The 12,579-nt window shown below is 62.2% G+C and carries 11 protein-coding genes; 4 read left to right on the top strand and 7 right to left on the bottom strand.

The window, feature by feature from the left end; genetic code table 11:
* The first annotated feature begins 40 nt into the window (after positions 1-40).
* The gene (locus WD767_02780; protein MEX2614998.1) at positions 41-1,225 is read left to right on the top strand and encodes an acetyl-CoA C-acyltransferase; all 1,185 of its coding nucleotides are present in this window, start codon (positions 41-43) and stop codon (positions 1,223-1,225) included.
* A 383-nt stretch (positions 1,226-1,608) separates the two neighbouring features.
* Here the strand turns inward: WD767_02780 and WD767_02775 are convergent, their stop codons facing one another.
* Both WD767_02775 and WD767_02770 read right to left on the bottom strand, forming a co-directional pair.
* On the bottom strand, positions 1,609-1,794 hold the full coding sequence (locus WD767_02775) for a hypothetical protein (protein ID MEX2614997.1): 186 nt from the start codon (positions 1,792-1,794) through the stop codon (positions 1,609-1,611).
* Between the two features lie 66 nt (positions 1,795-1,860).
* Positions 1,861-2,142 (bottom strand): hypothetical protein, encoded by a 282-nt coding sequence (locus WD767_02770; protein MEX2614996.1) that lies wholly within the window; start codon positions 2,140-2,142, stop codon positions 1,861-1,863.
* 528 nt (positions 2,143-2,670) lie between these two features.
* Here WD767_02770 and WD767_02765 point away from each other — a divergent pair.
* From WD767_02765 to WD767_02755, 3 genes are all read left to right on the top strand, one after another.
* Positions 2,671-3,780 (top strand): Fic family protein, encoded by a 1,110-nt coding sequence (locus tag WD767_02765; GenBank protein ID MEX2614995.1) that lies wholly within the window; start codon positions 2,671-2,673, stop codon positions 3,778-3,780.
* A gap of 959 nt (positions 3,781-4,739) precedes the next feature.
* A complete protein-coding gene (locus WD767_02760) occupies positions 4,740-5,231 on the top strand; it encodes a MaoC family dehydratase N-terminal domain-containing protein (protein MEX2614994.1) in 492 nt (163 codons plus the stop codon).
* 11 nt (positions 5,232-5,242) lie between these two features.
* Positions 5,243-5,665: a MaoC/PaaZ C-terminal domain-containing protein gene (locus WD767_02755; GenBank protein MEX2614993.1), complete on the top strand. Its 423-nt coding sequence runs from the start codon at positions 5,243-5,245 to the stop codon at positions 5,663-5,665.
* A gap of 13 nt (positions 5,666-5,678) precedes the next feature.
* Here WD767_02755 and WD767_02750 read toward each other — a convergent pair whose 3' ends face one another.
* From WD767_02750 to ileS, 5 genes are all read right to left on the bottom strand, one after another.
* Positions 5,679-7,028, bottom strand: a complete 1,350-nt coding sequence (locus tag WD767_02750) for a pitrilysin family protein (protein MEX2614992.1) — start codon at positions 7,026-7,028, stop codon at positions 5,679-5,681.
* A gap of 7 nt (positions 7,029-7,035) precedes the next feature.
* Complete coding sequence (locus WD767_02745; protein ID MEX2614991.1) at positions 7,036-8,376, bottom strand: pitrilysin family protein; 1,341 nt, start codon at positions 8,374-8,376, stop codon at positions 7,036-7,038.
* A 191-nt stretch (positions 8,377-8,567) separates the two neighbouring features.
* Positions 8,568-9,179 (bottom strand): DUF3035 domain-containing protein, encoded by a 612-nt coding sequence (locus WD767_02740; GenBank protein MEX2614990.1) that lies wholly within the window; start codon positions 9,177-9,179, stop codon positions 8,568-8,570.
* 40 nt (positions 9,180-9,219) lie between these two features.
* Complete coding sequence (gene lspA / locus WD767_02735) at positions 9,220-9,690, bottom strand: signal peptidase II (GenBank protein MEX2614989.1); 471 nt, start codon at positions 9,688-9,690, stop codon at positions 9,220-9,222.
* Positions 9,691-9,701: 11 nt separating this feature from the next.
* Positions 9,702-12,545, bottom strand: coding sequence for an isoleucine--tRNA ligase (gene ileS / locus WD767_02730; protein MEX2614988.1), 2,844 nt, complete (start codon positions 12,543-12,545; stop codon positions 9,702-9,704).
* Between the last annotated feature and the right edge of the window lie 34 nt (positions 12,546-12,579).

The following is a 12,579-nucleotide window of genomic DNA, read 5'->3' as shown; positions in this document are numbered from 1 at the left end:
ACGCTGTCGCTCCCGGCATGTTAACAAAGGACGCACTCCCATGAAGGAAGCCGTTATCGTTTCCACCGCGCGCACGCCGATCGGCAGGGCCTATCGCGGCGCCTTCAACGATACCCACGGGGCGGAGCTTGGGGCGCATGCGGTGCGGCATGCAGTCGAGCGCGCCGGAATCGAGCCCGACGAGGTCGAGGACGTGCTGATGGGCTGCGCCATGCCGGAGGGCGCGACCGGGGGCAATATCGCGCGGCAGATCGCGATCCGCGCCGGGCTGCCGGAAACCACCTCGGGCGCCACGATCAACCGGTTCTGTTCGTCCGGCATGCAGACCATCGCCATGGCGGCGCAGCGGGTCATCGTCGACCATGTCCCCGTCATGGTCGCGGGCGGGCTGGAATCGGTCAGCCTGACCGTCAACGAACACCGCAACAGTTACCATGAGGAAAGCGACTGGATTCGCGCGCACAAGCCGGCGCTGTACGACAGCATGATCCAGACGGCGGAAACCGTGGCCCGGCGCTATGGCGTCAGCCGCGAGGCCCAGGACGAATATGCGCTGCAGAGCCAGCTGCGCACGGCGGCGGCGCAGCAGGCCGGGCGGTTCGACGACGAGATCGTGGCGATGACGACGCGCAAGGTCGTCACGGACCGGGAGACCGGCGAGACCCGGCCGGAAACCGTCACCCTGTCGCAGGACGAGGGCAACCGGCCGACGACTTCGCTGGACGGGCTGGCCGGGCTGAAACCGGTCATGGGCGACGACGCCTTCATCACCGCCGGCAATGCCAGCCAGTTGTCCGACGGCGCCTCGGCCACGGTCGTCATGGATGCGAAGCTGGCCGAGCAGCGCGGCCTCGAACCGCTGGGCTGGTTCCGGGGCCTCGCCGTCGCCGGCTGCGAACCGGACGAGATGGGCATCGGCCCGATCCATGCGGTGCCCCGGCTGCTGGAACGGCACGGGCTGAAAATGGACGATATCGACCTGTGGGAACTGAACGAGGCCTTCGCGGTGCAGGTCCTGTACTGCCGCGACTATCTCGGCATTCCCAACGAACTGCTGAACGTGAATGGCGGCGCGATATCCATCGGCCATCCTTTCGGCATGAGCGGCGCACGGATGGTCGGCCACGCGCTGATCGAGGGCAGGCGCCGCGGTGCGAAACGGGTTGTCTGCACCATGTGCATCGGCGGCGGCATGGGCGCGGCGGGGCTGTTCGAGGTGGCCTGACGGTATAGGGACGCTCGCCGCCCGCTACCGGCGCGGAATCGAAAACGGCGGCCCGAATATTCGGACCGCCGGAGCCAGCTTTCGACATGATGCTTCAAATACGAACGGACTGTCTCAGCCGCCCACCCCCGTCCCCTCAGGAACATCGTTGCATGGGAGCAGCAATTTTCGGGCCATATAGATACAGTATTGATTTATAACGATTAATCTATTATTTCCACATTTTCCGGTTCGCTTTTTGTAAAGTATTCCGACACTTTCCCGGTTCAAATTCCGGCCCCGGCGCCCGTTCCCGTCACAAAACGGCAACATTCCCAACGCACTGCATGGTATCGGGACCGGCAAACCGCAATCGTAAGAAATCCCGACAGACGTGATGCCGGTCACTGCGGCAACGCCATTTCCGGCGCATCCTCAATCATGAGACATCCTGATTGCGAGGTGTTGCCATGATACCGATAGATTTTCAGGAACTGAACCGGCGGTGCGAACAGGCTATCGGCCTGACGCACCGCGCCCGCCAGCTGGACAGCATCAGCGCGCGAAAAATGGGTGAAGTCGCCGCCCATCTGCTGAGGCAGGCCGTGCGCGACTTGCGCGTCTCGCGCCGGAACAAACGCCCCCGGCGTGTCGTTCTATGCCGTTAATCCGCCTTCACCGGTCACGGTGACCGGACACCCCTCGCTACGCAGAACAGAAGCGACACCATCTGCCGAAATTGGATTGAAACCCGGTCCGATACGCAACGTCACCGGCTTTCCCTTGACCATCGCCGTTTCGCCCGTTGCCTCTGTCGCGGCGACGCGCGTGGTCTGTGTGGTCGCGTCCTGGGCGACCGCTGGCGATTGCGGCGCAAGGGCCGCGCTTGCGGCCAGAACGCTGCCGAAGAACGCAGTACTTAATTTGCTCAGTGCCATTTTTCCGGCTCCCTCCCGGCAATGGGACCAAGTAATAGTCCCGCTTTATTGCCGGATTTCTGCATGTTTTACTGATGCTAAAGGGACCCGTTTGGTGAACATTAAAACCATCTTGGCAAGGGGACCCGCTGGCGCGTCCCCGTTGCATCCCCCCGGTCTTGGCGCAATATAGGCATCGAGCCTAATTGCGCCATCAAACCGTATCGCCGGTTCATCACTCGCATCCGTCTGGCCGGTGCACCTCCATTCAGGGGAGCCTCCGCGCTCCCCCGAAACCCCCATGGCCATCGTTGTCGCCGATGGACCTGCGACCAGGGCGTCTGCCGCCCATGGAACCCGCACCATGGTTTCGCCCCTGGAGACGACCGGGAGATTTCGCTCTCCCGGACCATCGACCAGAAGCCTGCGCCCCTGGACCCGCATACCCAATTGCGGAGAATGCTAGACATAATCCCCGCATATTTTGCGGAGAAATTTCTGGCGTTTTGCGGTGAAAATCGGATATAATCTCCGTAAGGAGTGCGGAGAATGCCGCCATATATCCATGAGATAAAAGAGTGGCCCGGCTTTCGGTGGGACGAGGTTTCGGTGTCCCATCGGCTCGCGCCGCTACGCCATCGGCAGGGGCGGTTGATCGGGCGCATGGAATCCCTGGGCTTCGATCTGCGCGCCGAAGCGGTGTTGGCCACCCTCACCGAAGATGTACTCAAATCCAGTGAGATCGAGGGCGAAATCCTCGACAGGGAACAAGTCCGCTCCTCGATTGCCCGGCGGCTAGGCATGGATATCGGCGCGTTGACTCCGGCCGAGCGGCACGTCGAAGGCATGGTCGAGATGATGCTCGACGCCACCCAGAAATACGATGAACCGCTGACCGATGAACGCCTGTTCGGCTGGCATGCCGCTTTGTTCCCCACAGGGCGCAGTGGCATGACCAGAATTATCGTCGGCGCATGGCGTGACGATAAAACCGGTCCGATGCAGGTGGTCTCCGGGCCGCTGGGGCGTGAGCGCGTTCACTTCGAAGCGCCCGCCGCGCCGCGTCTCAATGCGGAAATGTCGGCTTTCCTGAAATGGTTCAATGCCGGCCTGCCGCTCGACCCGGTCCTCAAGGCGGCGCTCGCGCATCTATGGTTCGTCACCATCCACCCCTTTGACGACGGCAACGGCCGCATCGCACGCGCCATTGCCGATATGGCGCTGGCACGTTCCGACCAAAGCCCGCAGCGCTTTTACAGCATGTCCGCGCAAATCCGCCTGGATCGGAATGCCTATTACAGCGTCCTGGAGGCCACGCAGCGGGGTAACCTCGACATCACCTTGTGGCTGAATTGGTTCCTGGGTTGTCTCGACCGGGCTATTGGCGGCGCGGAAGAAACCCTTGCAGGTGTTCTGCACAAGGCCCGGTTCTGGGAAACGCACAGGGAGCAGCCGCTCAACGAGCGCCAGCGCAACATCCTCAACCGGCTACTTGACGGGTTCGAGGGTAAGATGACTTCCTCGAAATGGGCGAAACTCACCAAGTCCTCGCCCGACACCGCGCTGCGCGATATCAACGACCTCATCGGCAAAGACATTCTCGCGCGCGACCCCGGCGGCGGGCGGAGCACCAGCTATTCGCTGAAGGCGGTACAGTGATGGGCCACTTCATACTTCAGCCCTTTGATCCCGGTGTCTTTGATATCGTCGTCTTCGATGAAGCTAGTCAGTGTGATATCGCTTCCGCATTGCCCCTGTTATATTGGACGGGTGAGCTTTGTCGTCGGGACCCAATTCGAAACCAGAGACTTTTTGAGCTCGGATACGATGTACTCCGATTCTGGGTTTATGAGGTGAGAGATGACCTCCCGTCGTGTCTTAAACGCATTGAAGCGTGGCTGGCCCGGTAACAATTCACGCTGTTCTGACGCCCGGAGATCGGTTGAGCGGACACCGTCTGCTATCGTTCGGGGCTCCGGTCGCGGCGCGACCGCGCCGGTTTCGCGGAATCCGCTCTGTCAGTCTGATCGACATTCCGTGCCGTGCTCGCCCTTCGACCCCGACGAATGGGCCGATCCGTTTCCGGCTGCTCCTGACGTTGTTTGGCTGCCTTGAAGAATGCGTCCCTGTGAGCCTCCAGCGCGGATTTCTCCATCGCGCCATAATGCCGAATATCGTCGTCCAGTTCATGGACGCGGCCTGTGTGCCGTTCCGTCAATGCCCCGCGCAGCCTCTGGAACTGCTACGGCGGCGGGGCTTTCGGCTTCCGCCTGCTGGCGGGCGCGGCGGAATCGTTGAACGGCTTCCGGCTCGACTGAAGGGGCAGGTCCATCATGGCTGCGGCCCTCCGAAATCGTTGTCGAGCTTATCTATATCCAAATGTTGAAGTTGTTCGTTCCAGTCTTCCAGTGTTTCCGGTAAGGTGTTCGAGGTTGCACCCTCTAGGCGCACCATTTCCGGCCATCGTATCTCAAATCAAACGGCAATCCGTGACGATGGGCCGCACCGTCGCCCGCGTCTTGCGTGGCTTCCATCGCTGTCGTTACAATACGCACGGTTTAATCATCCGCCGATGGCGGGTCACCGCGGTGGGCTTATTGCGAAAATTCTGTGGGAGGATGTCCGTGGCGGACGAAATCAGGATGCCGGTCGAGGCGGGTCATATCATGATGTTTGCGCGCTCGATAGGCGACGAAAACCCGATTTACAGCGATGCGGAATACGCGAAAGACAGCGAGGCGGGGCATATCCTGGCGCCGCCGACCTTTGCGCGCGCCGTCTACCAGTTCGACCCAGATTATCACCTGAGGTACCGCCCGAACGTGCCCTGGTTCGGTTCCGGCAAGAACCCGACCGGGCTGGACGGCCCCGCCCCCAGCACCGGCGGCCTGCATGCCGAAATGCATTTCGAGTATCACCAGCAGATGAAGCCCGGCGATGTCCTCACCGTCACCAGAAAGCCGGGCAAGACCTGGGAAAAGGAAAGCCGGCGGGCCGGAAAGCTGCTGTTCACGGAAACCATCCATGAATACCGCGACCGGAATGGCGAGCTTGTTGTTACCGCGCGTAGCGTCGGCGTAAAGACCGAACGCCCCGTCGAACAGAATTAAGGGGATCCCGGATGCCGTTAAGTGCAAGCAGGCTCAGCGTTGGCGACACCTATGAAGAGGTCGTCGTCGATGACCTGACGCGGACGCAGATCGTCATGTATGCCGGCGCTTCCGGCGACTACAACCCCCTGCACAGCGACGACCTGTACAGCCGTGAAGTCGCCGGATATCCCGGTGTGTTCGCTCATGGCATGCTGTCGATGGGCCTGACCGGCAAGATGCTGACCAATTATGTCGGCGACGGACGGCTGACGAAATTCGGCGTCCGCTTCACCAATCAGGTATGGCCCGGCGATACGCTGACATCGAAGGCGACGGTGCTGGAAGTCCGCGAGGAAGGAGGCGCGCATTATGCCGAACTCGCCCTCGAAACGGTCAACCAGGACGGCAAGACGGTTATCACCGGGTCGGCGACCGCGCGCGTGGACCCCTGACCCCTGCGGCCTCTCAGCTCCTGATCTCCGGCGCCGCCGATGTTGGCGTTATGCCCTGCGGCTTGCCGACGACGACCACCGTCAGTTTCTCCGGCGCCAGCAGCCGCTTCGCCACCCGCCGCACATCGTCCAGCGTGACCGCATCGATGATTTCCGCGCGCCGCTCGATATAGTCCTGGCCCAGTTTGTGGTACTGCATGGAAACCAGCAGCCGGGCGATGCTGCTGGTGCTGCTCAGCCGCAGCGGGAATGACCCGTTCAGAAACGTCTTGGCATTGGCCAGTTCCGATTCGCTCGGGCCTTCCTCATACATCCGCAGCCATTCGTCCCGAATGACGGACAGCGATGTCGCCACCCGGTCGTTTCGCGTCGCGACACCGCCGGAAATCAGCGCGCCGTGCCGCGTCGGGTTCAGATAGCTGTAAACGCTGTAGGCAAGGCCGCGCTTTTCACGCACCTCGTGATACAGCCGGGAGGCGAACCCGCCGCCGCCAAGCACGTAATTCATCACATAGGCGGCGTAATAGTCCGGATCGTCGCGCCGCAGGCCGGCCTGGCCGAACACGACGACGCTTTGCGGATTGTCCATTTCGACGACATAGGTTTCGCCGCCGGAAACGATCGCCGCGTCCGCCAACGGCGTCGGACGGGACGTCGCGGGCAATGCGCCAAAAATACTGTCCAGCATCGGTCCCAGCGCATCCACCGTGATATCGCCGACGACGCCAATAATCAGGTTGTCGCGCGCAAAGCGATTGGCAACGAAATCCTTCATGTCATCGATGGTGATGCCCGCAACCGATTCAACCGTCCCGCCGACGGGCCGCCCGTAGGGATGATCCGCAAATACGGCGCGCCGCCAGACCTTGCGGGCAATCGAATCCGGGTCGGTTGACTGCTGCTGCAGGCCCACGAGAATCTGTTGCCGGATCCGCGCGACGGCATCGGGATCGAAACGCGGCGCGGTCAGCGACAGGCGCAACAGGTCCGCGGCATCGTCCCGGTGCCGGTTCAGGGTCTTCAGGCTGCCCCGGAACGTTTCCAGCCCGGCCGAGAAGCTGATCCGGATCGACATGTCTTCCATCTTGCGCTGAAAGGCCTGGCTGTCCAGGTCGCCGGCGCCCTCGTCGATCAGGCTCGAGACCATTTCCGCCAGCCCCGCCTTGCCGTCCGGGTCGTGCGCCCCGCCAGTGCCGCTGAAGCTGAATTCAATCGCGGTTATGGGAACGCTATGGTCGCGGACGAGCCAGGCCTCGATACCGCCAGGGCTGACCACACGCTCCACCTCCACCGCCCGCGCGGGGTTTACGGCAAGCCAGAAAAGACCCAGTACGAGCCCACAGATCAAGCGCTTCGACATCATGATTTCCTCAACTCGTCGGTTCCGGCAACAACAGCGCCGTTACCGAGTGCTGGTCTTTCAGAACCGCTGCGATTGCCCGGTTAACCGCATCGACCGTTATCGCGCCGATCCGATCCGGCCAGGATTCCACATCCTCAATTGTCTGACCGATGGAAAGCGCTCCGCCGATCACGCGCGCCGGAGTCTGGAAGGAATCCAGCGCATATATGGCGGAATCCTGCAATTCCCTGACAGCGCGCTCGACTTCGTCTTCGGTGACGCCCTTGTCGATCAGCTTCTTGATTTCAGCGTCCATCGCCACCGCCGCAGCCCGGACATCGCCATTCTGCGGCGGCGAGATATAGAAGCCGAAGACGCCCGGTCCGCGCCCGTCGCCTTCATACCAGGCTCCGGCCGACACCGCGACCTTCTCCTCGACAACCAGCGTGCGGTACAGGCGGCTCGTCGCACCGCCGGCGAGGATTTCACTGAGCACCTGCAGCGCATCCGCATGTTCGGTCGCGCCATAAATCACGCCTGGCGCCATGAAACGCCGCGACCAGACCGGTTGCCGGACCCGGGGATGCTTCATTTCCACCCCCCGGTCGGCATTCAGCGGCGGCTCGCGCCATGCCACGCGTTCGGGCAATGGGCGAGCGGGAATAACACCATAATACTTTTCCGCCAGGGGCCGCACCATTTCGACCGTCACGTCGCCGGAAATGACGAGAACCGCGTTATTGGGCGCATACCAGGCCCGGTAAAAGGATATCAGGTCATCCCGCGTGAGACCCTCGATTTCGTGCTGCCAGCCGATAATCGGAAGCCGATAGGGATGATTCTGAAAAAATGCCGTATTCACCTGTTCCCGCAACAAGGCCGACGGTTCGTTGTCGGTGCGGCTGCGGCGCTCCTCGATCACGACCTGTCGCTCGGGCTCGATGATTTCATCGGTCAGGACCAGGTTCGTCATCCGGTCCGCCTCTATCTTCATCATCAGTTCCAGCCGGTCGACGGCGACAGACTGGTAGTATCCGGTATAGTCCTGTGAGGTGAACGCATTTTCCTGCCCGCCATTGCGGGCCACGATGGCGGAAAACTCACCGGGCTCCAGGGATTCCGTTCCCTTGAACATCAGGTGTTCAAGGTAATGCGCCAACCCCGACTTTCCCGGCGGTTCGTCCATGGCCCCGACCTTGTACCAGATCATGTGGGTCACCACGGGAACGCGGTGATTGCTTACCACGACAACCTGCATGCCATTGTCGAGCGTAAAGGATTCCGGACTGAATACGACCGCGCGTCCCGGCAGCGAAGCCGCCAGGGACAGAATGGCTGATAATGTGATTATTGCGGCAAGGCGCGCCATGGAACCTCCAATACGATACCAGTTGGATACCGTGACAGATGGGTCCTCGCCGTCCCTCTCTCAAGGTCGATGGAGAAAGATCACAGCGCTTTGATCGGCGGCAGGCCAGCCGGGGCTGGAGTACCTTCCCCCGGACCGTGGGCACCTGACCGTGGGATCGCCATGGACGATTCCAGCAAACCCGATCCGATCTAGAAAAGCAGACCGCCTTCCTTGCGTTTGATCGTCGGGGTCTTCCCCGCCGTGACGGGCTTGCCGAGGCTTTCGTTCTCGCGCAGCCGCTGCTTTTCGCGGGCCGGGTCGATCACGGCGTATTCCGACGTTCCCTTAACTTCTTTCCTGTCACGCCAGAAAAGCAGCTTGTCGACAAAACTTTCCTCGACATCGTTTACGGCGCCGGCCGTTTCGCTGTTGATAACCTGCCGGATCGAGGGATCGACTTCCAGCGCCCCTGTCCGGTTCAGCAAGGCGATTTCGCCGGCCGAACGACCGGCGGTGCGCTCCGCCCGGGCGATACGAATGTCCCGGCGGGTCTGGCGTTCGGGCGCCGAGGTGCCGCCGATCAGGCTGTTCTGTGCTGTTTGCCTTGCGTCTTCCTCCTGCGGACGCGGCGCGCCGGGCCGCGGCGGACGAAGACCGTAATCCGGCGGCAGGGCAAGCGGCGCCCGTTTTACGACCGCGAATTCATCCGGGGCGTTCTTTTCGAATCCGAGGATGTTGCCACCCTGGGCGCCGCCGCAACCGGACAGCAGGACCCCCGCGGTCAAAATCGTCATCATGGATATGGGGACTGTTTTTCGCATCGGTCCGAACCCTGTTCTACCGTAAAATGCCGTGGGCATATTACCTGGTTTTACTTTTACCCGCAAACAACCCGTCCAGAAGAATAAGAAATACCCCCACGCAAATCGCTGAATCGGCAACGTTGAAGGCTGGCCAGTGATAACCCATCGCGTGGAAATCCAGAAAATCGACCACAGCGCCATGCACCAGCCGGTCGACCGCATTGCCGATGGCGCCGCCCAGCACCAGACCGATGGCGGCGCCAAGGAAGCGCGTTTCCGCACGCCGCAGCCAGATGAGCAGCACGATCGAAATACCGAATGCCAGCACCGCCAGTACCGGCTGCGCCCAGGGAGAATCATTGCTCAACAACCCGAAACTGATGCCCCGATTGCCGACCAGCACAAGATTAAAGAACCCTGTAATTTCCACGACGCGCGGCGGCGACATCACCTGTGTCAGGATCAGCCATTTCGACGACTGGTCGAGAATGGCGACCAGCGCCGCCAGGCCGAGCCCGAGACGGATCATTCGGGAACCGCCTATTCCGCCGCCGCCCGCAACACCCGCACCGCATCCGCGCACCGGCCGCAGACTTCCGGCATTTCCGGGTCGGCGCCGACGTCGATCCGCACCTGCCAGCAGCGTTCGCATTTTACGCCATCCGCCGGCGCGACAACGACGCCGATACCAGGAATATCCGGCAGGCTGAAAGCGTGCGCCGGCGGCGCGCCCTCGACAATATGCAGCGCCGAGGTGATCGCGATTTCGGCCGCATCGACGCCGCTGAACGCCGCGACTTCCGCCGCGCCGGTATAGACGGTCGGCGTCGCCTGCAGGCTGGAACCGATGCGCTTTTCCGCCCGCTCGATTTCCAGCGCCCCCGTCACGGCCCGGCGGACCTGGCGGATCACCGCCCATTTCGCCGCCAGCGCATCGTCGCGCCAGTCGTCGGGAATGTCCGGGAATTGCCGCAGATGGACACTGTTATCCGGCGTGTCGCCGGTCCGGGCCAGCCATGCTTCTTCCGCCGTGAAGCACAGGATTGGCGCGAACCAGGCCGTCAGGCAGTTGAACACCTCGTCCAGCACCGTCAGCGTGGCCAACCGGGTCGGATCGTCCGGCCGGTCGCAATACAGGGAATCCTTGCGGATATCGAAGTAGAAGGCGGACAGGTCGACGGCGCAGAAATCATGCAGCTCGCGAAAAATCCGGTGGAAATCGTATTCCGAGGCGCATTGCCGCACCAGCGTATCGAGTTCCCGCAACCGGTGCAGCACCCAGCGTTCCAGTTCCGGCATATCGGCGACCGCAACCCGGTGCGCCGGGTCATAGGCCCGCAGATTTCCCAGCAGCCAGCGCAGGGTATTGCGCAGGCGGCGGTATGAATCGGTCAGCCGCTTGATGATCTCGGGGCCGATTTTCAGGTCTTCGGAATAATCGGAGGCAACCACCCACAGCCGCAGCGTTTCCGCCCCGAACTTGTCGTTGACCTCCTGCGGCACTACCACGTTGCCGAGCGATTTCGACATCTTGCGGCCGTCTTCGGCCATCACGAAACCATGCGTCAGCACCGCGTCATACGGCGCGCGGCCGCGCGTGCCGCAGGCCTCCAGCAGCGAGGAATGGAACCAGCCGCGATGCTGGTCCGAGCCTTCGAGGTAGAGCGACGCCGGCCAGCGCAGGTCATCCCGGTCCTCCAGCACGAAGCTGTGGGTCGATCCGGAATCGAACCAGACGTCGACGACGTCGGTCACCCGTTCGTAGTCATCGGCATTGTAGTCATTGCCGAGGAAGCGCTCGGGCGGGCTGGAGAACCAGGCATCGGCGCCTTCTTCCTCGAACGCCGCGGCGACCCGGTCGATGACGGCCTGATCGCGCAGCGGCTCGCCGCTCGCCCGGTTGACGAAGATCGGGATCGGCACGCCCCAGGCGCGCTGGCGCGAGATGCACCAGTCCGGGCGCTGCGCGATCATCGAATGCAGCCGGTTCTTGCCGCCTTCGGGATAGAATCTTGTGTCCTCGATCGCCTGCAGCGCCTTGTCCCGCAACCCGTTCGTTTCCATCGAAATAAACCACTGCGTGGTGTTGCGGAAGATCAGCGGCGCCTTCGACCGCCATGAATGCGGATAGCTGTGGCGCAGCGAGCCCTTGGCCAGCAGGGCGCCGGCTTCGATCAGCAGCCGGATCACGGCGCCGTTTGCATTACCGTCCTTCCCGTCATCCGTCAGAATCGCCGTCCCGCTCATCAGCGGGACTTCCGGAAAATACGTGCCGTCCTCGGCCACCGTGCGTGGCACTTCCAGCCCATAGCGCATGCCGAGGATATAATCGTCCGCGCCATGACCGGGGGCGATATGCACGAATCCGGTGCCGGTCTCGTCCGTCACGAAGTCCGCCAGCATGACCGGAATATCGAAGTCATAGCCCTGCCCGCGCCAGGGATGGGCGCAGAGGCTGCCTTCGATGGCGGCCCCCTTGACGCGGCCAAGTTCGCGATGACTGGTGATTTTCGCCTTTTCCGCCGTTTCTGCCAGCAGCGCCGAGGCAAGGACCAGCCGGTCACCCGGCCTTGCGAGGCTGTCGTCCGCCGTCTCCGTCACCTCGATCACGACATAGTCGAATTTTTCGTGGCAGGCGACGCCGCGATTGCCCGGAATGGTCCAGGGGGTCGTCGTCCAGATCACGATGTCCGCGCCGTCCAGCAACGGCGTTTTCGCCGAAACGACCGGGAAACGGACCCATATCGTCGGCGAACGATGGTCCATGTACTCGACTTCGGCCTCCGCCAGCGCCGTCCGCTCGACAATCGACCACATCACCGGTTTGGAGCCCTTGAACAAGCCCCCGTTCATCAGGAACTTGCCGATTTCCCGTGCGATCTGCGCCTCGGCACCGTAGGCCATGGTGGTATAGGGATTTTCCCAGTCGCCCAGTACGCCCAGCCGCTTGAATTCCGCGCGCTGGATTTCGATCCAGTGCGCGGCGAAATCGCGGCATTCCTTGCGGAACTCGGCAATCGGCACCTCGTCCTTGTCGAGGCCCTTCTCGCGGTAACCCTCCTCTATCTTCCATTCGATGGGCAGGCCGTGGCAGTCCCAGCCGGGTACGTAGTTCGCATCCTTGCCGCGCATCTGCTCGAACCGGTTGATCACATCCTTCAGGATCTTGTTCAGCGCATGTCCGATATGCAGGTGCCCGTTCGCATAGGGCGGGCCGTCATGCAGGACGAAGGGTTCGCGTCCCTTCGACTGCGCGCGCAGCTTTCCCCAAAGATCCATCGACTCCCACCGGGCCAGCAGTTCCGGCTCGCGCTGCGGCAATCCCGCCTTCATCGGAAAGTCGGTCTTCGGCAGGAAAACCGTATCCTTGTAATCCGCGCTCATTGCACGGGCTCCGTTCCTGTAAATATCAAATGGT

The organism is Alphaproteobacteria bacterium (genome assembly GCA_040905865.1).
Lineage (GTDB): Bacteria > Pseudomonadota > Alphaproteobacteria > UBA8366.
Note: the sequence above shows the minus strand (reverse complement) of the source record. Positions and strands in the feature narration are given on the sequence as shown.